Origin of the sequence: Burkholderia sp. AU27893 (assembly GCF_002223205.1) — a bacterium.
GTDB lineage: Bacteria > Pseudomonadota > Gammaproteobacteria > Burkholderiales > Burkholderiaceae > Burkholderia.
In genome coordinates this window covers 35,478-58,145 of the sequence record NZ_NKFD01000006.1, presented here as the reverse complement: position 1 = coordinate 58,145, position 22,668 = coordinate 35,478, and the positions used below count along the sequence as shown (strand labels likewise).

General features: G+C 59.9%; 25 protein-coding genes. 22 read left to right on the top strand and 3 right to left on the bottom strand.

The features are described from left to right. Positions 1-300 (top strand): addiction module antidote protein, encoded by a 300-nt coding sequence (locus CFB47_RS37770; RefSeq protein ID WP_027811056.1) that lies wholly within the window; start codon positions 1-3, stop codon positions 298-300. A gap of 162 nt (positions 301-462) precedes the next feature. Here CFB47_RS37770 and CFB47_RS37765 read toward each other — a convergent pair whose 3' ends face one another. Both CFB47_RS37765 and CFB47_RS40955 read right to left on the bottom strand, forming a co-directional pair. Further along, positions 463-774 carry a hypothetical protein gene (locus tag CFB47_RS37765; RefSeq protein WP_027811057.1) on the bottom strand — a complete coding sequence of 104 codons (312 nt, stop codon included), beginning with the start codon at positions 772-774 and terminating at the stop codon, positions 463-465. A 247-nt stretch (positions 775-1,021) separates the two neighbouring features. After that, positions 1,022-1,525: a hypothetical protein gene (locus CFB47_RS40955; protein WP_143277545.1), complete on the bottom strand. Its 504-nt coding sequence runs from the start codon at positions 1,523-1,525 to the stop codon at positions 1,022-1,024. 1,016 nt (positions 1,526-2,541) lie between these two features. Between CFB47_RS40955 and CFB47_RS37760 the strand changes: the two genes are divergently transcribed. The 5 genes from CFB47_RS37760 (at position 2,542) to CFB47_RS37740 (ending at position 9,822) form a co-directional block, all read left to right on the top strand. Beyond that, positions 2,542-2,943 carry a hypothetical protein gene (locus CFB47_RS37760; protein ID WP_027811058.1) on the top strand — a complete coding sequence of 134 codons (402 nt, stop codon included), beginning with the start codon at positions 2,542-2,544 and terminating at the stop codon, positions 2,941-2,943. Beyond that, positions 2,936-5,002: a type IV secretion system DNA-binding domain-containing protein gene (locus CFB47_RS37755; RefSeq protein WP_027811059.1), complete on the top strand. Its 2,067-nt coding sequence runs from the start codon at positions 2,936-2,938 to the stop codon at positions 5,000-5,002. Before CFB47_RS37760 ends, CFB47_RS37755 begins: the two co-directional genes overlap by 8 nt. Before the next feature lie 6 nt (positions 5,003-5,008). Next, a complete protein-coding gene (mobF, locus tag CFB47_RS37750) occupies positions 5,009-7,903 on the top strand; it encodes a MobF family relaxase (RefSeq protein ID WP_027811060.1) in 2,895 nt (964 codons plus the stop codon). 462 nt (positions 7,904-8,365) lie between these two features. Continuing rightward, the gene (locus CFB47_RS37745) at positions 8,366-8,842 is read left to right on the top strand and encodes a cupin domain-containing protein (RefSeq protein WP_034192242.1); all 477 of its coding nucleotides are present in this window, start codon (positions 8,366-8,368) and stop codon (positions 8,840-8,842) included. A 167-nt stretch (positions 8,843-9,009) separates the two neighbouring features. Next, entirely contained in the window at positions 9,010-9,822 is an 813-nt protein-coding gene (locus CFB47_RS37740; RefSeq protein WP_027811061.1) for a VUT family protein, read from the top strand. Here the strand turns inward: CFB47_RS37740 and CFB47_RS37735 are convergent. Next, positions 9,809-10,426, bottom strand: coding sequence for a helix-turn-helix transcriptional regulator (locus CFB47_RS37735; protein WP_049120948.1), 618 nt, complete (start codon positions 10,424-10,426; stop codon positions 9,809-9,811). The two genes, CFB47_RS37740 and CFB47_RS37735, sit on opposite strands and share 14 nt — an antisense overlap. Before the next feature lie 282 nt (positions 10,427-10,708). On the opposite strand from CFB47_RS37735, the gene CFB47_RS37730 reads away from it, so the two are divergent. The 16 genes from CFB47_RS37730 (at position 10,709) to traC (ending at position 22,668) form a co-directional block, all read left to right on the top strand. Then, a complete protein-coding gene (locus tag CFB47_RS37730) occupies positions 10,709-10,960 on the top strand; it encodes a hypothetical protein (RefSeq protein WP_034192245.1) in 252 nt (83 codons plus the stop codon). Positions 10,961-11,677: 717 nt separating this feature from the next. Next, on the top strand, positions 11,678-12,175 hold the full coding sequence (locus CFB47_RS37725) for a lytic transglycosylase domain-containing protein (protein ID WP_027811064.1): 498 nt from the start codon (positions 11,678-11,680) through the stop codon (positions 12,173-12,175). Then, positions 12,172-12,561, top strand: coding sequence for a hypothetical protein (locus CFB47_RS37720; RefSeq protein WP_034192246.1), 390 nt, complete (start codon positions 12,172-12,174; stop codon positions 12,559-12,561). Before CFB47_RS37725 ends, CFB47_RS37720 begins: the two co-directional genes overlap by 4 nt. Before the next feature lie 179 nt (positions 12,562-12,740). Beyond that, positions 12,741-13,139 (top strand): hypothetical protein, encoded by a 399-nt coding sequence (locus CFB47_RS37715; protein ID WP_027811065.1) that lies wholly within the window; start codon positions 12,741-12,743, stop codon positions 13,137-13,139. Positions 13,140-13,151: 12 nt separating this feature from the next. Then, positions 13,152-13,439 (top strand): type IV conjugative transfer system protein TraL, encoded by a 288-nt coding sequence (gene traL / locus CFB47_RS37710; protein ID WP_027811066.1) that lies wholly within the window; start codon positions 13,152-13,154, stop codon positions 13,437-13,439. A 4-nt stretch (positions 13,440-13,443) separates the two neighbouring features. Then, positions 13,444-14,055, top strand: a complete 612-nt coding sequence (locus CFB47_RS37705; RefSeq protein ID WP_027811067.1) for a type IV conjugative transfer system protein TraE — start codon at positions 13,444-13,446, stop codon at positions 14,053-14,055. Next, positions 14,052-14,798: a type-F conjugative transfer system secretin TraK gene (locus tag CFB47_RS37700; protein WP_027811068.1), complete on the top strand. Its 747-nt coding sequence runs from the start codon at positions 14,052-14,054 to the stop codon at positions 14,796-14,798. Before CFB47_RS37705 ends, CFB47_RS37700 begins: the two co-directional genes overlap by 4 nt. Further along, positions 14,791-16,113, top strand: a complete 1,323-nt coding sequence (locus CFB47_RS37695; protein ID WP_027811069.1) for a TrbI/VirB10 family protein — start codon at positions 14,791-14,793, stop codon at positions 16,111-16,113. Before CFB47_RS37700 ends, CFB47_RS37695 begins: the two co-directional genes overlap by 8 nt. Then, the gene (locus CFB47_RS37690; RefSeq protein WP_175048440.1) at positions 16,106-16,960 is read left to right on the top strand and encodes a hypothetical protein; all 855 of its coding nucleotides are present in this window, start codon (positions 16,106-16,108) and stop codon (positions 16,958-16,960) included. The genes CFB47_RS37695 and CFB47_RS37690 overlap by 8 nt, the downstream gene beginning before the upstream one ends. Beyond that, on the top strand, positions 16,957-17,385 hold the full coding sequence (locus tag CFB47_RS37685) for an HNH endonuclease (RefSeq protein WP_027811070.1): 429 nt from the start codon (positions 16,957-16,959) through the stop codon (positions 17,383-17,385). Before CFB47_RS37690 ends, CFB47_RS37685 begins: the two co-directional genes overlap by 4 nt. Next, positions 17,382-17,840, top strand: a complete 459-nt coding sequence (locus tag CFB47_RS37680) for a hypothetical protein (RefSeq protein WP_027811071.1) — start codon at positions 17,382-17,384, stop codon at positions 17,838-17,840. Before CFB47_RS37685 ends, CFB47_RS37680 begins: the two co-directional genes overlap by 4 nt. 2 nt (positions 17,841-17,842) lie before the next feature. Beyond that, positions 17,843-18,196, top strand: a complete 354-nt coding sequence (locus tag CFB47_RS37675) for a hypothetical protein (protein WP_027811072.1) — start codon at positions 17,843-17,845, stop codon at positions 18,194-18,196. Continuing rightward, a complete protein-coding gene (locus CFB47_RS37670) occupies positions 18,193-18,468 on the top strand; it encodes a hypothetical protein (RefSeq protein WP_027811073.1) in 276 nt (91 codons plus the stop codon). The genes CFB47_RS37675 and CFB47_RS37670 overlap by 4 nt, the downstream gene beginning before the upstream one ends. Beyond that, the gene (locus tag CFB47_RS37665; RefSeq protein WP_223274479.1) at positions 18,465-19,376 is read left to right on the top strand and encodes a DsbC family protein; all 912 of its coding nucleotides are present in this window, start codon (positions 18,465-18,467) and stop codon (positions 19,374-19,376) included. The genes CFB47_RS37670 and CFB47_RS37665 overlap by 4 nt, the downstream gene beginning before the upstream one ends. A 2-nt stretch (positions 19,377-19,378) precedes the next feature. Next, positions 19,379-20,059, top strand: coding sequence for a type IV conjugative transfer system lipoprotein TraV (gene traV / locus CFB47_RS37660; protein ID WP_027811075.1), 681 nt, complete (start codon positions 19,379-19,381; stop codon positions 20,057-20,059). 14 nt (positions 20,060-20,073) lie between these two features. Continuing rightward, a complete protein-coding gene (traC, locus tag CFB47_RS37655; protein ID WP_027811076.1) occupies positions 20,074-22,668 on the top strand; it encodes a type IV secretion system protein TraC in 2,595 nt (864 codons plus the stop codon).

Here is a 22,668-nt window from a genome sequence, read left to right as displayed (position 1 = left end):
ATGGGTATCAAGACAACGCCGTTCGATGCGGCCGAATACCTCGACACGCCCGAGGCGCAGGCCGAATATCTGCGGATTTCGTTCGAGACCGGCGATTCCGCCGACATTCAGGAAGCCATCGGCACCGTGGCGCGTGCGCGTGGCATGACGCAGATTGCGCGCGACGCGGGCGTCGGCCGCGAAAGCCTCTACAAAGCGCTGGACGAGCACGGCAACCCGGAATTCGCGACGATCCTGCGTGTTGTGCGCGCGCTCGGCCTCACGTTGACCGTGACGACGCCCGTACACGAGCACGCCTGAGCCGGGATTTTCGCGGCGTCGCGGGCTGGCGGGCGCTCGCCGCTACGCCGCGACCACCCGCCAGCCCGCGACCAATGCGTTAGCCAGTTTGCGCGCTGCGCAAACGAATCGGGGCAATCCCGCTCCGCGCACACTTCGTGCGTCGCCGGATTGCCCCAACGATCACACCGACGCGCCGTCGGCGACAGCGGCGGCCGGCACGCCCTGGGCGGGTTTCGCCGGCACCGGGGTCTCGCACGGTTTCGCGAGTGCGACTTTTACCGCATCAAGCCGCTCTTTCCACTGTTCCGCCGGGATCTCGTCCAGCCCTTCCGCGCGCAGCAGCTCGAGCACCGCCTTATGATTCCGCTCGCGATCCCTGCGGATCATCTCGCGCTGTTGGTCCTGCAGCTTTTTCAGCTTCGCCGCCGCCCTCGCGATCTCGTCTTCGATCGATCGCGGCTTGCGCGCTGTCTTCCCTGCATCTGCTGTCATGGCCTCTATCACTCCATCTTGTCCCTCCCCCTTGCCGCGAAGTGTAACGGAATTCGGCCGCGCAACGTAAAGCACTGAGGCCTGATACCCCGCTGTCGCACCGCTGCCCCGCGCGTCATCCGTCGCGGCGCAATTGCCCGCTGCGCAACTCGCGCGCAGCGGCCGGCACCGTCGCGGCCGCCGACGCAACCGCTCCGAGCGCTGATCCGGCGCCCCCGCATTTTTCCTGCTGTCGCCGCGCGGGGCGTCACCCGCGCCATTCCGCGGCCACCGCCCCGCGCGGACCACCTAGCCAGAGCGCAATGCTCGCATTGCGCAGCTCGAGCACGGCGGTCGCCACCGTCGCGACCGCCGGCCCGACCAACCCGCTCGCCGAGCCCCCGGCCCCGCGACTTTCATGCTGTCGCCGCGCCGGGCGGCGCCCGCGCCATTCCGCAGCCGCCGCCCGGCGCGGACCATCCACCCAGACGCAATGCACGCATTGCGTAGCTCGAGCGCGGCGGCCGCCACCGTCGCGGCCGTCGACCCGACCAAGCCAGCGCGCGAGCGCCCGCCCCGCGCTTTTTTTCGCACAGTCGCCGCGCGGGGCGTCGCCCGCGCCGTTGCGCAGCCGTCGCCCCGCGCGGACCACCCATTCAGTGCGCAATCCTGAATTGCGCAGACCGTGATCGGCGGCCGCCAAGTCGCGCCCGCCGAATACCGCCAAACCGATCGTGCTCACAGCGTTTTCTCTCTGGCTGTTGCTCGACACCCCATCTATCCACGACCGTAATCCGCGCACGCCGGCAGGTTTTCCACATACCCACCGGTCCCCGCGCTTCTCCCGTTTCCCACAACCAACACCGTTGTGGAAAACGGCGCGCGGCCAACGCTCTTGCGATGTAGGCGCATCGCTGCGTCGGTTCGGACCCGTGGATATGTGGAAAACCTGCGTGGCATAACCACCCTCGTCGCTCCGAATTTCCCCCTGTCCGCTCCCTGCCTCCGTTCGACCTCCCTATTCCGTTTTTTCCCTGTGCGGAACGGATCGACGCTCGCCTCGTTTTTCTCTCTTTCGTGTCGGTGACTCAACCTTCACTTTTCTGCAAAATTTTCGCGGTGCTCCACCCAGGCGAACGCCTCAACGGAACGAAATCCTCGCTCTTGCTGGCTGCGATGCCGATCGCCACGCCTGCTGAAAAACCGGTGATACTCGGACCCGTCCGGGTATCACCATCCAGATACCGTCCGTCCGTCCGAGGGGCGACCCGTGGGGCAAGCCCCACCCCCCGACCGGACGGTCACACACCACGCAACTCCGTTGCGGGTGCTTAAAGCCTTGCTGCGCAAGCCTTTAAGCGGTACGACGCCTAAAATCGCGATATCGATAAGGTAGAGCCAAGACTCAAAGCTGGATATAGCGTATGCCGGTATGACGCCCGTAAAACCCTTTTAATACCGTTCGACCTAAGATCGAAAGCGCGCGTGACAACGGCTATATGCGTATTACACCATTGGCGTCACGGTAGTACACCTAAATTCGATGAAGATCCAGATATACAGCAAACGATAATTAAATCAGTGCTTTAAAGACGCGAGGGGGATGTTGATGGAGAAAACAATGCGAAACGACAAGATTGTCGCCCTTCCCAGAAAAACACATAGCCGTATGACGAAACAGCGTGACCATGTGCTAACATCTTCACACGACAGAAGCGCGTATCGGCAGCGCAATCCGCACATAACCACGGCCACAAAAAGGTAAGGATCTCTCGCTACGAGGTCTTCATGCCGCGTCTCAAAACGCCGGGGAAAGGTGCGTCCAAACCCATCTCCTTCAAACTCGATCCCGAGTCGGAACGCTTCTATCGGCGCAAGGCCCAGGAGAACGGTGTGTCGCTGTCCGACTACATTCGCAAGCAGCTTGCGCTCGGCGTCGTCACCGAAAATGTCTCGCTCATCGACCAGCGTCTCAAGGCCCTCATTCAGCAACTGAGTGGGCACACGCCGTCCGATGGCAGCCCCGGCAAATCCGTCCAGACGCTACCGTCCGAACTGGTTCAAGCCGTGTTCTTCAGCCGCGAAGTCCTGACCAGCATCATCAGCGACAGAAACATCCAGTTCTTCCACCAGGCACAGGATCGCGCCGAAGCCGCTACCAAGAAACTGCTGGGAGAGAGCAATGGCTGATCAACGCTCACCCAGCGGACTCGCCACCTTTTCACGAGGAACTGCCCTCTGGTGGCAACAGGCAAAGCTTCTCACCAGTGCGATCGTGGCGGTTGTCGTCGCGGCAATTCTCGTCGGTGCGCTGGCCGGCGGTGCATACGTGTACTTCGTCACGTCGGCCGAAACTCGCTATTTGACGATCAAGCACCTTGAGGCGGAAATCCTCACCGTCGTTCCGATGGCGAATCCGAACGTCTCGTTCCATCTCGGCAACGACGACACGGCACTGCCGCCCGCTGCGGCGCGGTCGTTTACCGAGGATGCGGCCGACGAGTTCTTCGTCTATGCGCGCAATGCTGCCGTGTACGCTGTTCTAACGGCGATTGCCGTCACGTTCCTTTCCGTCCTGTTTTGGATGGAGTACGGCCGCGGAAAACTTACCGACAAGCAGGTGCGCGGTGCCAAGCTCGTCAAAGCAAAGGAGCTCATCAAGGAACTGGAGGCTCGAGACGACGCGAGCCCCTATCGCATCGCCGGCGTGCCGATGCGGAAGAAGGCCGAAGTGCTCGGCACACTCTTTTCTGGTGCCCAAGGCAGTGGCAAGTCCCAGCAGTTTTTTGCGCTGATGGATCAGGTGCGCGCCCGCAAAAAACGGGCGATCGTCTATGACCCATCAGGTGAATTCACCGCTGCGTATTATCGCGAAGGGAAGGACGTCATCCTGAATCCCCTCGACGCGCGTAGCCCGAACTGGAATGCCTGGCGCGAAATCCAAAGCGAGATCCATTACGACGGGCTGGCTGAGGGGCTCATTCCGATTCCGCCGAATGTCGCCGACCCATTCTTCGCGATTGCGGGGCGCATGGTTTTCAAGGGAGCGATTCGTGCGCTTGGCGGCGACAACAAACGAACCAACGCAGCGCTGTACAAGGCCATCGCCCATAGCAATCTCGAGGAATTGCACGCGATCCTAGCGAACGAGTCCGCGGCGACCTACGTCGATCCAGTCACTGAGCGTACGGGCATGAGCCTTAAGATGACCGTGCAGAACCAGCTCGATTGCTTTCGTTACCTGCACGACGAAGGCGAGCCATTTTCGATCCGAGAATGGATCCAGAATGAGGATGAAGACGACGATTCCTGGCTGTTCATTTCCGTCAACGAGGAGCAGAAAACCGCCCTGCTTCCGCTGATCAGCCTCTGGTGTGATATCGCCATCCGCTCGCTGCTGACACTCAAGCCGATTCATCGCGAACGTCTCTGGTACTTCTATGACGAGCTCCCCACTCTGCAAAAGCTCGAGATCATGAAGCTCGCCGTTACCAACATTCGGAAGTACGGCGGTTGCTTCGTGCTCGGCATCCAGGACTTTTCCCAACTCTTCCAGATCTACGGCGAGCACTTGGCGCGCACGATCATCTCCGGATGCCAGACCAAGCTCCTGTTGCGCGTGACCGATGGTGACGCGGCCAAGGCATTGGCCAACGCGATCGGTCAGGCCGACCTCGACGAAAAGGAAGAAAGCCTGAATCTCGGCATCGACGAGCGGCGCGACGGCATGAGCGTTTTTGCGCGACGCAATCTCCGCGATCTCGTCCTCTCATCCGAAATCCTGCACCTGCCCGACATGCAGGGCTATCTGGTCACACCGAGCGACTATCCGGTTGCTCGGGTCAAGTACGAATACGTCCCCCATCCCCAAACGGTGACGCCCTTCATCCCGCGCCAAACGTACGATCTCTGGCTTCCGGCAGGCGCTGTAGCTGACCGTCCGGCTGCGCCGGAGAGATCCGGCAGCGACCCGTCCCTGTCCCACTCCCCGTCACCCAATCCTTCCGGCGCACCGACCACGGCCGCCGAGGATTCGGCGACCAACGCCGCTGCGGCCGGCCCGGCTGTCGGTGCCTCCGCGCCGAACACTCCTCGTTCCGTAGTACAGCCGTCCAACGTGATCTCGCTGTCGACCGGCGAAATCGTCGACGGTGACACCGGCGAGGTTCACGATACGTCGGCTTCCCGCGAGCCAGGCGCCGGCGAACGGCCCACCGGCCGCGCCGGCCTCGGTGACCTGTTGGGGTGACACGCCATGATGAGCATGCACAATGTCGGCAGCGCCAGCCAAGCGCTCCACTATTTTTCGAAAGACAACTACTACACCACCGATCAGGGACTCGAACATTCCGCCTGGTTCGGCAAGGGGGCGGCCACCCTCGGTCTGAACGGGCAAGTCGATCGGAACGTGTTTTTCAAACTGCTGTCTGGGCAGGTCGGCGATCAGCAACTCGGTCGCGTCGTCTTGGACGAGAATGGCGAGCCCGAGGTCGTGCATCGGCCCGGCATCGATTTGACGTTTTCGGCACCGAAAAGCGTCAGTATCGCTGCCGAAGTTTTCGAAGATCGCGAGGTCCGTCTCGCCCACGAGGAAGCCGTCAAGGAGGCGCTCGAGTACGTCGAGGCGTATGTGGCGCAGGCCCGCAAAACGGTCGATGGCGAGACGCTGGTCGAGCCGACCGGCAATGTAGTAGCCGCCCTCTTTCGACACAACACGAGCCGAGATCTCGACCCCGATACGCATACCCACGCCCTGGTCATGAACGCGACCCAACGCGCCGATGGCGAATGGCGATCGCTCACCAATGACGAGTTGTACGTGCAGCAGAAGGTGATCGGGGCAATCTACACGTCCTCGCTCGCGCGCGGGTTGCAGAAGCGCGGCTATGCCATCACGGCACCCGACGAGAACGGGAATTTCGAACTGGTCGGCGTCACGCGGGAGCAAATTGAACACTTCAGCCAGCGCTCGGCAGCGCGCGATCGATGGCTGCGGGCCAACGGAATCGATCCTGCAAACGCCACGGCCGCCGAGAAGGAGCGTGCCGTGCTCGCGACCCGCGAACGCAAGGTCGGCGTCGACCATGAGGCCTTGTCGGTTCAATGGCGTGAGCGCGCACAAGCAGTCGACCTCGACTACAGCGTCATCCAGCAGAAGGCACGGGAGGCGCGGGAAGCGGGAACGGATGCACGGGTCGTCAAGTTGTCCGGTATTGAAGCCCTACGGTTCGCTGCGTCTCACCTCGGTGAGCGCGAAATCGTGCTGAACCAATATGACCTCGTCCAGACCGCGCTCGAACATGCGGTCGGCCGAACGTCTCCGAATCAGATTCTCGATGCCTACAAAAAGCTGGTCCATCAAGGCAAGATCGTCGACCTTCCGGACGGCAACATTACCACCGAGAAGATGCTCAACACGGAGCGCTGGACGGTCGAGAACGCGCTCGCGCAGCGAGATGCGACGCCGGCGATCGCGCCTGCCGAATTAGTCCGGTCCAGAATCGAACAGGCCATCGCCACCGCGCGTGCGGAGCGGAACGATTCCACCTTCGACTACACCCCCGGCCAGCGAGGCGCGATCGAGCATGCGCTGACGAGCAGAGACCGGATCGTCGCGGTGCAGGGGCTCGCCGGCGTGGGCAAAACCACGATGGTCAAGGGAACAGTCCAGGTCGCGCACGAGCAGGGTTGGCTTGTACGAGGGATGGCCGCAACCGGGCAGGCTGCCAAGCAGCTCGAGAACGACTCCGGTATCCAGGCCGATACGGTTACGATGTTCGAGATTCATGAGCAGCGGCGCCAGGATGATTTGAAGGTCCTGCGCGAGTATGTGCCGGACCTATCACGAGAGCGCGAGCTCTGGCTCGTCGACGAGTCATCGTTCCTCGCCCAACGGCAAATGGCTCGCCTATTTAAGATGGCGGAACGAGCGGATGCGAAGGTCATCCTCCTTGGCGACCGCCTCCAGCTGCAGGCCATCGAGGCGGGCAAACCGTTTGAGATCCTGCAGGACGAGGGCGTGACCACCGCTCAGATGACCCAGATCCAGCGCCAGAAGAATCCCGAGTTGCAGCAGGCAGTCGCGATCACCGTGGGCACCGCCGACCTTGCACCGGATGAGCCCCTCACCGACCTGAACCTCGCACGTAACGCTCGCGCCTTCGACTTTCTCGAGCGAGCTGGGCGCGTGACGGAACACGAGGATCCGCGAGACCTGATCGACCTGTTGGCGCGCCAGTACGTCGACCGGGGACCACGAAGAAATCAGACGATCATCATCACCCCGTTTAACGAGGACCGCGTCGAAATCAACAATGCGGTTCGGGCGGAGCTGCAGGAGCGTGGCGATCTCGATGTCAACGACTCGGCACACACCATCTTCCGGTCCGACGGCGATTTGACCCGGGCCAAGCAGAAGGAGGCGCAGTACTACACCAAGGATATGACCGTCCGGTTTGGTCGTGACTATCAGAAAATACTCGCCTCCCGCGGCGAATACATGGGCGTTGTGGGCACTCGACCCGACGAGGGTATCGTCGTTCTGCGGAAGTCCGACGGGTCTCTAATGGAATGGGAACCGAAAAAGTACAACCGGGTGGAGGTGTATCTCTCGGAAACGAGGAATCTCGCCGCGCGTGACGTCATCCGCTTCACCCGCGGCGACGAGCTCGTCAAGAATGGCCACGAGGCGACCGTCGTTTCTGTCAACGAGAACCAGGCGGTCCTGCGGCTCGCGGATGGCAAGGAAATTCCTTGGGATCTCGACGCGCAGCGTCATTGGGATCACGCGTACGCGGTGACGGTTCACGCAGGCCAAGGCGCGACCCGCGAGCAAGCCATGCTGCATATCCCTTCACACAAAATGGAGCGTGATCCGGAAGATGCTCGGCGCCAGTCAGACGTCGCGATGACGGTGCGTAGGATCTTCGGCGACCGGAGCTTCTATGTCGGGCTCACCCGGGCGGTCGAGGATCTCCAGATTTTCACGACCGACGCAATTCTCGCTCGAGCGGCCGTCTCACGCCACCAGGACAAGTCAAGCGCCATCGAGACGCTGCGTGAACATGAGCTGGCCGAGCAGGCGAATACCCAGCCGCAGCGCCAGCGACGTCAACAAGCTGCGCAACAGATGCAGATCGAGCCGGACTGAGGTTGCGGCGCGCGCCCGCGACGGACGCTGTTCCATCGCCTCGCCGCTACGGTTATAGGGGCGATGCTCGGTCGCAGGCGCGCTGCGCGTTCAAATTAAATCAAATCGAAAGAATTGTGTTGGAGTCTCGAATATACCTTTCGATTTGTTGACATCTGTTCGGCGCGGGAACCTCCGTATTGCAAAGCGGTAAAGAATTCCAAATCGATGTCGATATCATCGTGTAGGATCAGCAGCGGTACTATTTCCCCGTGCACCTGCGGTCTCGCGATGTATTAGAAATTTCAACTAAAACCACATCGTATGTTTGCGAAAAACAATAAATTTATGTGTAGAGGGCCGAAGGCGGTGCTTCAACGAGTAACCTTCGTTTCGATTTTTGTAATAGTTTTCATGATATCTGCGGGAAACGTTATGCCAAATTCAAATAGCAGCAGACCTCGCGAATCCAGGGAATTCTGGATGGAGAAACTTGGTCTGGAGCCTCATCCGGAAGGAGGCTATTTTAGATACGCATTTGGTTCTGACATTTATCGAAAGACGGCGAGCGGCGCTGAAAGGAAAAATTATAGCGGAATCTATTTCATGGTGACCCATGATAGCCCGTCGCACTTCCATCAGATGATATCCGATGAAATATGGTACTACCACTCTGGCGACCCGCTCATGATGCACGTCATCGATGAAACGGGAGCATATCGGACGGTCCGTCTCGGCCCGAACGTGGAACATGGAGAGGTACTTTCTGTAGTTATGCGCGGAGGATGGATTTTCGGGGCGTCGGTCGATTCAGGTGATTACACGTTGGTCAGTTGCGCTGTTGTGCCGGGATTTGACGATGCTGATTATAGAATTCTTACTCAGTCCGAGTTGCTGGGAAAGTATCCGCAATATCGAGATATCATATTGAAGATGGCGTATCAGAATCTGCCCAAGTGACGTAAGTGTTCGGTTTTCCAAGGTAGGCCGGTGGTGCTTTTGGTTGTTTGGTGGATCGATTTTGAACAGGCGCAATTATGGTAACGGCAAATAGTATCCCGAGATGCCAGGTAGAGGCGATTCTTCCGAAGGATGGTGAAAAGCGATTTTCGGTCGCGAGAGTGCGCGTGAATGATACGGGTATTTCGATGAAGCTGCCCGTTGGTGAACTGTTAGAGGCGGATTGGATTGGCAAATTCTCTGCCAACGATGTCGCATTGCTCGCTACGGTAAATGCTAACGACGTCAATATCCAGAACATCACCGAGCGAGTGCCGCACTTCCCTTACGGGATTATTTATCTTACGGCACTTTTCAGCGTCATGTTGGTCACTACCAATTTAATTGGAGATAGTATCACCACCATCAACCTGCCGTTCCTGCATGGGTACAGCGTCCTCTTTCCGACCGCGCTAGTCGTTTTTCCGTTGACGTATTGCTTTGGGGCTTGCATAACGGAGACGTATGGATTTGTTGTAAGTCGCCATGTGATATGGGGTGCGTTTTTAGTGAACATCCCGGTTATTCTGATTATTCTGTCGCTCGAGAAGGCGGGATGGCTGGGCGGTAGCGTTCTCGGAGTGTCCCATCAAATGATGAGGGCGCTGGGCGCGTCGGCTGTCGGCTACTTCGCAGGCGAGTTATCTAATTCGCTGGTCGTATCTAGGCTGAAGATCGCACTAAGAGGCCGCGCCCTGATTCTTCGTTTTCTTGCGGCCAATGCAGTCGGAGCAGTCGTCGATAGCGTTCTATTTGGGACACTATTGTTTTACGGTGTTGTGCCGTTGACTGTGCTTCTCAAGATCGTGCTTGCACAAATCACGATAAAGATGTTGTACGAAATGGCGTTCTCTGTCTTGTTTTCCAGAATCGTTCTCTGGATAAAGTCGCGTGATGGTGTCGATCATTACGACTATAAGGTGAATTTCATTCGGAGCTAGTGCCCATTATAATTTCCACAACTTTTCCGATGATCGCTTGCTCATTTATCAATATGGGCCGGCGCTTTGAGGTTGATTCTATGTCGTAACCGATGAGTTTTTCGCCATCCGTCAACTTGACGAAGGTGTAAGTTTGTTCATCTACTTCGACAAATGCAAAATCGCCTGAATCAAGAGAAGCATAATCTCCTATGACAAGGATGGCATTGTGCGGAAGCGGTTCGGTGCGGCTCTTGGGGGCGAGTGCAATCGCAAATCGACTCGAATTTGCGTTCGATACCCTGATCCACAGCTGACCGTGGCGCGGCGCCGCGGATACTTTTCGCGCGTCGCGCAGACTCCGCTGCTCATAGACAGGCACGAACCCCCTGCTCTCTTCGCCGAAGAGGGACGACATCGGAACGGCGAAAAACCGGGCAATTGCTGAAATCGTGCTCAGTCTCGGATCGATAGTTTCACCCGATAACAGGCGGCTGAGCGTCCCCCGGTCAAGATCGATCGCGCGCGACAGTTCCGAGTCGTTAACCCCGGCCTCCTGCTGCAAGTGTTTGATTGTTGCCACAAACGTGGCCGCTAGACTTGCAAGTTCTTCCTTTTTCTTCACGCGCTTTGTCCGACCCTAATTTTTGTTCAACGAAGGAGTTGAAAATTTTCAACATCCTGTTACAGTTGGTAACGTCATTTGCTGGTCGACCGATCGGCGCTGGTCAGGGTGAGAGGACAAGATCGTCGTCTCCCGCTGCGCCCTGCAAAATATGTTGTTTTGCAATGCAAGTCATGTTCTAATGCAGTGCAATACAGGTAATGTTGGTAGAAATTGAATCGAACCATCCGAATCGGTAGCTATCGCTTTACTATCCTCCAGTTGAGCACATTGGAGGGTGGGTTGAGCAAGATTACTGAGGCGGAATTTCGGGATGCCGCGAAGAACAACGCTATCAAGCACGCATCGGTTTTGCGCACGGATAGGGGCTATCTCTTCGTCGTCGAACTGTCTTGGAAAGAGGGCTTGCACACGTTGTATACGTTCCGCAATGAACCGAGGACATGGGCAAGCCTGGATAGCATGATGAAGTACTTTGAGAAGCACGAGCTGAACGTTAACGTGATCACCCTGCAGTGGAATCCAAAGGGATGAGCGGTACGAACCTGGTAGCTCCAGGTAGCGGCAGTCGCCAGGTTTACCGATGCGAAGTCGGCCCGGCCTCTGAGCCGCTCGCGCGAAAGCGTAATGAGTTCTGAGCGCTGCCCACGTGTGACTAGCTGTTCTATACGCGATCTTGGTCAATTGACCGCCGTGGGTTTTGAAGTGGACAAAAAAACATGTGCGGCGCTTCGAATATCGTCACGCCGCAGATTCGGAAAGTCTCCGAACATTCATGTCTGTGTTGTGCAGTTGTAGTTAATTAAGACGGACATACAGGGTGCGCCAACACCCCATATGTCCTGACCACAAGCAAATAGCTGGGAAAGCTGAGAGAGACCACTCGTGGCTACAGATATTGTACGTCAATCCTTCGGGATTGACGCATTCGATGCGTCCCTTTTTAAGGCGACGGCGATACGCCTTGTCCACCGCACCGGAATATCACGCGCGAGCAAGACATTCGATCGCTGTTCCGCGTCAAACCTCCTCCGCAGCGGCATGTCTTGCCCTGCGGGTTCGGTGTCACGCATCTTTTCGGACGGACCCCCTTTTTGCTCCATGTTGCTCTTTTGGTACGAGCAGCTTTCGCTCGTATCCCGCCTGTCGCTTTCTTCTCTCAGTGCCTCGACTGCAGGCGGTCTCGTAGCGTTTCGGGGCAACCCGATACGCTACGTTTTTTATTCCGTGCGTCGCCACTCATCGTGTGCGATGCGCACCTTCTGCGTGGCAGTTGCTGCCACGATCGCCCTGCTCGCTTCTCCGCCAGCGACCGCGGACGTTTGCAAGGGCAATATCTTCAATGAGGCGGCAGCACTCTATCACCTCGATCCCGATCTCCTGCGGGCGATAACCTGGGTCGAATCCCGTGGCGTGCCCGGCGCCGTTGGGCCGCGCTTGCCGGACGGCCACAGGGCGTGGGGAGCCGCGCAAATCAACGATGTCCATCTTCCCGAACTCGTCAGCTACGGCGTCACCCAACGCGACCTCCTGAACCCGTGCGTGAACCTTAAGCTCAGCGCGTGGGTGCTCGCCAACTGCATCCAGGCCAAGGGCGCGACCTGGGCCGCCGTCGGTTGCTACAACACAGGGCCCGGTTCCACGAACATCGCCGCCCAGGCGCGCTATGTCCGGCTGGTGCAGCGCGCATATGCGGGCTATCGCGCCCAGTCGGCGCTCGGCAAGGTCGCCGAAGGAGGCGCGCGATGATGCGCCTCGTCCCTCTTCTTGGCCTGATTGTCGGGACCCTTACGCAAGCCTGCTTTGCGTCTTCCCGCCTTCCGGACTACGACGTCACGCAGATCGGCGAACCCGGCTCCGGCCGCTACGTGTTCTGTTCCGGCGACTCGTGCCCTGAACCGACGATCAAGCACCTCGCGGCGCCGGCGCCTGTCGTTCAAGAGAATCTATCGCTCCCTGTATCGGCCGCAGAAACCCGGCCCGTTCAAGCGCTTTCCACGCCGATCGCCAAGCGCCACCAATCCCTGCAAGCGCGAATCCGACATGTCCACCGAGTCGCGAAGGTGGCGAATCGAACGCTTTGCACCGCGGGCGCCGCGGTCGGGACGGCGTCGAAGCACCTGGCGGGCCGTTAGTCCGCGCAGCTCACCGATTCACCACTCGACCAAGGAGGAAACGCGACAGTAAGTAATCCGTAATGAAATTTCGATTGTTCGTTTAACTACTTTCCCCCTGAATCGTGCTCGCGCTGCATATAGCGGCGCGAGCACAACCCCCGGCCCGCGCTGCTGGCTAGCTACCACATGAGGACTAGATGAATACCGCTCAATTCAACCAGCTCGAGATGCTCGAATATCGAGCCGCGAGCGCCCTCGTTGCTTTCGAGGATCGCGCGAAGGCGCTTCTGGAGAAATCCGAAGTGCGTGAAACGCTGAACTTCGTCGTTGCCGTGATCCTCGCGGTCACGCTAATGATGGTCGCCCGTTACGCATTTGGAACGGACGGCGTGGAGTTCCAGCAAGGGTCGACCACCCTTGAGGGATGGGTCAAAGGCAATCCCGGAAAAAGCTGCGCACTCGCTGGTTTGATGTTCGGGAGTGTGCGCGCGATGTTCGTGAAGGACTACGGTGCTTTCGTTGTCCCGTCGGGAATCGGCATCCTGACCGGGATAATCGTCGGCATCATCGACGCCAGCTATACCGCGACGATCTGACCGGGAGCGGCGATGTCGGATGATCTCAGTCACTACGTACCCAGTCGCCTTGACGACCCGGAGAAGTTTCTGTTCTTTCGCAAGGATGTAGCAGCGATCGGGCTCACTGGCACGATCGGCGGTGTGTTGCTTAACCACACCCTGCTTGGTCTAGTCGCGGGCGTTGCGATCGCGGCGCTTTGGCAGAAGTTCAGCTCGGGCCAGCATCCCGGTATGTCGGCTCACGTCATGTACTGGGTATTGGGTCAGCCAGCGCCGAAGAAGTTTCCGCCGTCCGATCTTCGCGAACTGAACGGGTGATTCGATGACACCCGGTAAAGCCGCCCAATCACGCGAACAGCTGCAGGCCGAGAACCGCTTTCTGAAGAAAGTGCTGCTCGGAAACGGCACCACCAGTGTGGTCATCGCGCTCACCTGTGCATGGCTGGTCGTCACGCAGCGCGTCATCATCATGCCGCCAGCCGTTCGCGGCACCTACGTCGTCGGGGCTCGGTATGCAAACGACCAGTACCTCGCCGATCAGGCCGCGTACGTGCTCTCCCTTTCCAAAAGTGTCACGCCGACCACCGTCGACAACAACGTACGGATTCTCCTGTCCATGGTCGACGACGATCGACGCGCCGCGCTCAAGACGGCATGGGAGGCCGACGCACTCCAGATCAAGCACGACGGCGTGACGGACGTCTTCGAGCCGATGGGGGTAGGCGAGGTGGATTTCCGCAACAAAGCTGTGAAGGTCACCGGCACCTTGACCACCTACATCTCCGGCAAGCGCACGAGCTCGGAACAAAAGACCTACGAGGTCTATTTCGGAATCACCGTCTTCGGCCGCTTAGTCCTCCTCGACATCCGAGAAGCCGCGCGCGGCAAACAAGGCGTCGAGCCGCTGGTCACAACGGAGACTCCCGCATCATGAAATTTGCCTTCAATCGACAGTCGCCGAAATTGTGCACGGCATTCAGGCCGCGTCTCGTGTTTGCCGCCATGATGTTCCTGACTACCACTAGTGCGCATGCGATCCAGGTCGTCAAGGGAGCGGATCGGCAAACGCAGCAGGTCTCGATCTCCGCGGCGGAATACAACGTTCTGTCAATGTCCGGGGGGCGCAGCTTTTCGAAGATCGTGCCAGCTCTACCAGGCTCGATCTCGTGGACGCAAGACGGCGGAAAGCTCTGGCTCATGCCCGCGAATCCGACCGCGCTGAATGAGTCGATCACGGTGTTCGTGATCGATGACGCCGGCACGACCTACCGATTATTGCTCGTTCCCGGTCCGCGACCGGCCGAAGATATCCGTATCGAACCGCCTGCAGCGCGCTCGACCCAAGCGCTCCACGCGTCGGCTTTTCAACGACGGGTGAAACTCATGATGCTGGCGATGGCCGGTGGTCGGGGGGCACCGCAGCTGTCGTACACGTCGCTCGACACTGTCGTGCCGCTCTGGAAGGAGGCTGTATTGACGCTGGTCCGTCAGTACAGCGACGGCGATTTCATTGGCGAGACCTACACGCTCTCGAATACCTCGCACACCGACATGGCCATCGACGAGCGCGAACTCTACGCGCCGGGCGTGCTCGCCATCGCGATCGAAAACGCAAACCTGCCGGCCGGCGCCAGCACGATTGTCTATGTCGTTCGTGAGCGGGGCGACCATGAGTGATGTCAATCAAGCAACCAAGCGCCGCCAGCGGATCCTGACCGTGGCCTGCTTCGCCGTCCTCGCTGGCCTCTTCACCGTTGGTATGTTCTTCACGCAGAGCGGGCCGGCCAATCGTCAGTTCACCACGAAGGTGCCGTTTACGAGCCTCGGCGACCAGAACGATCGCAATGCCTGGCGGGCTCACTCGGAGGCGCAACTCGCTGAGCTTACGCGCAGGATGTCGAGTATAGATTCGCGCGCCGACGATGCCGTGTCACAGATGAAAGCCTTGTCGAAAGCCCAGGACGAGCTCAGCAAGCGGATCGACGCGATGAAGAGCACGCCGGCAAGCGCCCCCGCGGCCGCGTCCGGAGCAACGGCAGACCGCGCGGCCCTGGACAAGCCAATTCCCCTCAACGGGGCCCCGGCCAAGACGGGCGCAATCCTGAATCCGCCATTCGGCAAATCCGGCAACCCCGGTGTCGATATGGCTGCCGCCCCTCCAAAGCTCGCCATCATTCAATTCAATGCGCCGACCGGCAACGGGGTCGACTGCGTCGACCCCCGCTACTCGTCGTTGCCGTTGGATCAGGCGACACGCGCACAGCAGGACTGCCTGAAGGCCAACGGCAAGAAGAAAGTCACTTTCATCCCTGCCACCTCCTTCGTGCGCGTATTCATGATGAACGGCGTCGACGCTCCGACGGGCGGCGAGGCCCAGCACGATCCGCTTCCGGTGTTCCTCCAGGTATTGGACGCAGCCAATCTACCGAACAGTCGCAAGCTCGACATCACGGAGTGCCGCATCCTGACGCAGGCGTATGGCGACGTTTCCAGCGAGCGCACTCACATGCGCGGTGAAACGCTCGACTGCATCCTGAAGAACGGCCGAACCGTGGAAATGCCGATTAAGGGCAACGTCATGGGCGAGGACGGCAAGGAAGGCGTGCGAGGTCGACTAGTCTCGAAGGCAGGATCGGCACTGGCCATGTCGGTGTTCGCCGGTATCTCCTCCGGGATTGGGCAAGCGTTCAACGAATCAGCCAACACCCTCAGCAATACCGCACTCGGGTCCACCTCCATTATCAACCCGAGCCAGGTCGGCCGTGCCGCCATCGGCAGCGGCGTATCTGGGGGTGCAGACACTCTTAAGCAGTACTACATCCGAGCGGCCGAAAAGCTTTTCCCTGTGATCGAGACGGACGGTGGTCGCATCGTCGAGTTCGCCGTGTCAAAGGGAGCCGAATACGACGGCGCCCTCTCCGATATCAGCAACATCAACGATGGCTTGGCCAACGATGGCCGTGCTAACGATGGGGGCTACACCGATGATTGATGAAACGAAGAGCGTGACCATCGCAGCGTTCGAGGCCGCGATGCTGCGGTGTGCGGACCAAGCGGTTCACGAAGCGTCGTTCACGAAGGATGGAGACGGCAACTACCACCAACCGGAAATGCGCCGGGCGCTTGCCGGTTGGTGCGGCGCTGCTTTGCTCATTGCCGAGCAGGTGCGGGGATTCGCGGATATCGGTGCCGATCGATTTCGCGGTGATCCCGCGTTTCAATCGGGCTTCCTTGAATTTCTTAAGCAAGCTGCGGATCTGCTCGACCTCTCCAGCAACGAGCTTGGTTCGTCAGCCGTTACCGACGTGACCGACGCGAATCCACTGACAAGTGCGGCAGCGTTCGACGATGCAGCACTCGACGGGTTCAACCGCGTGTTGAAGGCAAAGATGGCAGTGGGTAGAGCCCAGGGGCGTGCCGGGTGGTGGAGCGCACAACGGGGTGATCTGTCGACTATGTTGCGCTCGCACGTCGACAAGGGCGACCCCATCGATATCGGCCTGCTCGCCATGATGCACTGGTACATGGACGAGGCCGTCGCGTCTGCCCCCACGCAGCCTGACGCGATCGTTGCCGCTGGCGAGCTCACGAAGATTTCCAGCAGTCCGGTCATGGGCGGCCAACTCGACATCAGGACGCCGGCCGGTGCCATTGGCATTACCGGCTTTCCGAACGAACTTGCGCGCGACTGCAAGCCCTGGCTCTGGGAACAGGTGGAGATTGTGATCCGTTCCACGGCCGAAGCGCGCCGCGCCGGCGCCGTCAAGCTGGACGCAGGCGCGGATCGTGGAGTCGCCTGCCAGGATGCTGCCACACCTGCCGTGGAGCATAAAGCGTGAGCCGGCTGACGAAAGCACAGCGCGATCGGCTCCGGCGCAAATACGACGGCCGCTGCGCGTACTGTGGAATGCCATTGCCCGATCGGTGGCATGGCGACCATGTAGACCCGGTTGTACGCGCGGTCGAGACCAAGCGAACCGCGAATGGCCAATGGAAGCTTGTGAGCGTCCCGTCGAGGCATCCGGAGCGTGACGTCGAGTCGAATTACATGCCGTCCTGTCCGCCTTGCAACATCAGCAAGGGGCAGATGTCGCTTGAGCAGTGGCGCCAAGCGCTCATGAAGCATGTCGCCTCCCTCAACGCGTATCACCCGATCGATCGCCTGGCGAAGTGCTACGGGTTGATCGAGGAAACCGGGGCGCCTGTCGTCTTCTATTTCGAGCGGGTCGCTGCGCGCGCGGCCGTCTCTGGAGAACTTCAATGAACTCTCCCCGCGATTATCAACTTGTCCCGTGTCCGTACTGCGACCTTGACGCGGTCATGCGTGTTTCCGAAGCGATGTTCGGTGGGAGTTGCGTCGAACCCGCGTGCCCCGGTTATCAGATGGTGCTGCTCTTCAACGACGCCGCTGCCGCTGCAGCCGCCTGGAATCGACGCGCTGGCTCAGTACATCCGGACGATGTCGCCGTTGACCTCTTCGCTGCACGGATGAAACGCAAGCTCGCCAAGAAGCGTCAAGAAGGCCGTCGCGGACGGCGCGACCCCGCGACCGTCTCGGCGATGACGCTCGCGAGCGAGCTTATCGAGGTCGTCGCGATGGGCGATCCCGTGGATGTTGCCAACGTCGCGATGATGCTCGACCAGCGAGGTGCAGAGGCGCGGTTCTTGCCGGCCGCGCTGTGGGACTTCGTGCAACGCCGCAAGCCCCTGGAGGACTGACCATGCCTCGTGCCAAATATATGCCGACTGCCAACGATGTACTTGCTGCGATGCGCCCACGTGTCGCCTATGCAGCCTACGCGTTGGCAAGCGAGTTTCACCTGAGCGCGGCACGGATTCGCCCGCTGCTCGAAGCGATGGTCTCGCAGGGCACGCTCTCGATTGCGCATGTTCCGAATTCGCGGGGCTACAACGTCCGCATTGCCGGAGATAAGCAGACCGCGGATTCCCCTGTTGAAGAGTATGTCGGTGTGCCGGCCGCACCGCGCACGCATGTTGTGTTGACCGGCGACTTGACCGTATACGCGGCTGAGATCAAGCGCCGGGCGGACCTTTGCATGATGGTGCGGCGATGACCGAGATCAGCAAGATCGAGTGGTGCGACCGCACGTGGTTTGGAGCGTGGGCCAAACGGACTGGCCAGGTCTACGACGGCATCGATTCAGCAGCCTACGACGACGGCGACGCCCGCATGCTGCGCGTTGGTAAGAAGCTGGCTGGCCGCACGATCGATGGGGTCAAGCATCACGCTTTTTCGAAGCCATCTCGGCAAATGACCGTCCCTCCAGCGTCGGCGCCCACGTTCGCCGCCGGCACCTCGCCCTCAACATGCTCAATGATCCAATGAAACACGCCAAATTCACTTTCGCTCTTCTGATGACGACGTGCATCGCGTGGGGCTGCACCACCCAAGGTACATCCGCGGTGCCATCCACGGTTCCGGCGCGCGTCGCCGGGCCAAGCTCTGAAGTCGGTGTCACGGCGTCCGTCGCTCAGGCTGCGACGTCGCAGATAAACCCTGCCGACCCGAACCTTGATCCCGGCGTAGCTGCGCTCAAGGCGGCGCTCCATGCACGCTACCCGGCAACCAAGTTTCGCGAGGTCGCCGCCACGCCGTCGGTCGGCATCTATGAGGTCGTGATGGGTAACAAGGTTGCCTATACGGATGTCACCGGGCGGTACTTCCTGTTTGGCCATCTCTTCGACATGGTGACGCAGCAGGATCTGACCGTGCCGCTCGAGCAAGCGCTGCAGAAGGTGCGGTTCCCGGCGGATCGGCTTCAGGACGCGTTCGTCGAGGTTCACGGTACCGGCCGCCGCAAGCTCGCAATCTTCGACGATCCCGATTGTCCCTACTGCCTGGCCTTGGAGGACGACCTCTCCAAGCTCAAGGACGTCACGATCTACCGCTTCATGTACCCGCTCGAATCGATTCATCCGCGTGCCCGCGCCCATTCCATAGCGATCTGGTGCGCCGAGGACAGGCTTGCCACCTGGCACGCGTGGATGCCCCTCGCATTGTCGCGCTGGATGCGTGATCAGGGATCGACTCCGACTGGCGTCGCTGCCAAGACACCTGCCCCGCCACGCGTCGAGCCGAAGCTCGTGTCGTGCGCAAATCCCATCGACGCGAACGAAGCCCTGGCCGCAAGCATGGGAATTTCCGGCACGCCTGCGCTCGTGAGCGAGGACGGGCGGGTGCTGCCGGGCGCCGCCAGCGCCGAAGCAATCGATCAATGGCTTGGAGCGAAGTGACCATGAAAAACAAGATCATGCTCGCCACGCTTTCAGCGCTTCTCAGTCTGACCGGCTGCAGCTTCAGCGGCTACGACGCGAACTCGCAATTCGCCTGCAAGGCGCCTGAAGGTGTGCTCTGCAGCAGCATGTCCGGCATCTATGCCAACGCGATGGCGCATAACCTGCCTGATCAGCACGTTCATACAGGCGCGGGCGCGACGACCAATATCGCACTCGGCAGCTATGCCGGAGATCCCGGCCCGGCATCGAACGCATCGGGTGCTGCGGTCAGTGCCAGTTCTCGACCCGTCGTCGGCTCCGCCGAGATTCTCCCCAAAGCGCTCGATAGCGGCGCTCCGGTTCACACGGCTTCGCGCGAAATGCGTGTCTGGTTCGCGCCGTGGCAGGACGCGGACTCCGACTTGCATGACCAGGAATACGTCTATCTGATCGTCGATCCTGGCCACTGGTCGATCGCGCACAACCAGCAGCGCATCCAGGCCGCGTTCCGGCCGGTGATGCCGCCGACTCCTGCGCGGGATGCTAGCAGTAGCGGTAGCAAGGCGGCTACTTCCAGCTCCAACAGCGATTCGACGTCGGGGGCGATATCGAGTGCTGATCGGGTCATGCAGGGCATTCTCACGCCTGCCGGCGCAGTCGACCGTGCAGCGGCTGCGATGCCCGCAGCGACGGACCATTGATCCAGGAGTCATTGATGAGCACCTTGCAGGCCTGGATCGATGACGCGAAATCGCTCGCGCGAATTGCGATCAGCGAAGCAATTCTCGGCACCGAGGACGATCTCGGGCCGCCCGCGCCCGTTGCCGCGGACCAGCGACGCATAGAGACGGTCGGACTTCATAACCTGCTTCCGTATGACCAGTACGACCCCGCCACCGAGCTCTACTACAACACGGATTCGGTTGGCTTCGTGCTTGCGGTTGCACCGCAGACGGGCGCCGACGCGGAGTTGACCCGCAGTCTCCACGGCCTATATGACTCGGTTCCGGCCGGCTATGGGCTCCAATGGATGCTGTTGGGCGACCCCATCATCGAGGAGTCATTGAACGCCTACGTCGACCTTCGGCGCGAGTACGCCGAGGCGGGACGTGCGCCCTCGTTCTATCTGGAACAGGCCGAGCGCCGCGCCGCATTCATTCGCGGCAAACTCGGCCAGCCGCTGTTTCTTGGCCAAAACTATTCGATCACGGACAAGCGGCTGTTGCTGTCGATCGTGCGCAAGGGCTCGCTCGACGATCTGAAGCTGATCGAAGAAATCCAGAATATTCGCGACGTCGTCGGTGCGACGTTGAGTTCCGCAAGCCTGGCAAGCCGTAGCGCGGAGCCCAACGATCTGTTGCGTTTTCTCTGGCCGATCCTCAACCCCGGTGCGTTCTTTGGCGATGGGGCTGAAACGATCGATCAGACTTATAGCGACGACAAGCCCATTCGTGACCAACTGACGGCTTTCGGTCACCACATGCGGGTGAAGGCAAAGCATTTGCTCTACGGAGTGCCGCCGGAGGATGCCGACGAGCCCGACGCACGCATCGCTGTGCGCAGCTTTGGCGTGCACCAGTATCCGAAGAGCAAAGAGCTGTGGGAGATGAACAACATCGTCGGCTCGCTCTTCAACGATGTCCATCAATACCCCTGCCCGTACCTGATCACGCTCGGCGTCCTGATTCTCGATCAGACCGCCGTCGAGACACGGGCCGCTTTGCGTAGTGCGCGCGCGACGCAGAACGCCGAATCGAAGATCGCGAAGCTGCAGCCCGAACTGGCGCTGCAGAATCAGGACTGGAAAGCCGTCTCGATGCAGCTCACGCAAGGGGGCTCGATGTGTGAGCTCTATCACACGCTCACGCTCTTCGCGCCGCGCAAGAAGATGGAGCAGTGTGTGGCGGCCGCGAAAGGCATCTGGCGTTCGGAGCGCTTCAAGCTGTTCCCGATGCTGACCCAGCAGCTGACGACATTCCTGTCGGCCCTGCCCATGATGCTGACAAGCGACATGCGGGACGACCTCAAGAAGTTTCGGTTGATCACCACCAAGACCACCGTAAATGCGACCGATATGGCACCGGTGCTCGGCGAGTGGTCGGGTACGAATGGACGGGCAAGCCTGCTCTTTTTTGGCCGTCGCGGTACACCCGCGCTTGTAGACATTTACTCGAGCGGAACGAACTACAACGGCTTTGTCGATGGTACTTCCGGCGCCGGTAAATCGGTGCTCATGAACGACATCATCGGAGCGTTCCGCTCGGTCGGCGGAATCATCCGGATCTGTGACGTGGGCTATTCGTACGAAAAGCAGATCGACATGGGAGACGGCCAGTACATCGACTTCAAGCCTGGGTCGCGAATCGTCATCAATGCGTTTTCGACCGCTGGCATCGATACCGAAAATGGTCTCGACAGCGAGGTGAAATTCATCCGGCCGATCATCGCGCGCATGGTATCGCCGACCGCTCCTATCACTCCGTTCGAGGGCGCGTTGCTCGATGTCGCAGTGCGCATCGTATGGAAGGACTACGGCCAGGAAGGTAGTCCCACGTTGGTGCGAGACGCCCTGCTGAGCCTGAAGGACCAGAATGGGCAACCCGAGCGCATCGCGTATGAACTTGCCGTGCGTCTCGAACCGTTCTGCAAGGGGGGTGTTTACGGCGACTACGTCAACGGGCGCACCAACGTACGACTCGACAATGAAGTGGTTGGACTTGAGCTCGAGCACCTCAACAGCGATCCCCAACTGCGCACGGTGATCATGCTCGGCCTGACCAATCAGGTCACCAACGAAATGTACCGCTTTGACCGGTCGCGACCGAAGCTGTTCCTGCAGGACGAGGGCTGGCAGATCGTCGGTGACGATCAGGAATCGGCCGACTTCATGGAAGAAGGCTATCGGCGTGCGCGCAAATACGAAGGCAGCTTCTTTTTCGCGACGCAGGGGATCACCGACGCCGGGATGAACAAGGCAACGCAGGCCGCGTTCGACAACTCCGCATGGAAGTTCCACCTCAAGCAAAGCGACGACACGCTCAAGAAGATCGAGAAGGGCGACGTGATGGATCTGTCGCCGGGGTTGAAACGCATGTTGAAGTCGCTACGCCCGGTACCCGGTCGCTATAGCGAGTTCGTCCTCGTCGATCCGAACGGCGGCACGCACCTACTGCGCCATATCCCTGACGAATTCACGCTGGCCATGGCGACCACGAAGGGGCCGGACTACGAATTCATGCAGCGTTTGCGTGCCGGCGGCACGTCCACAGAAGACGCGATCCGCGCCCTAATCCAAGCCAAACGGAAGTGA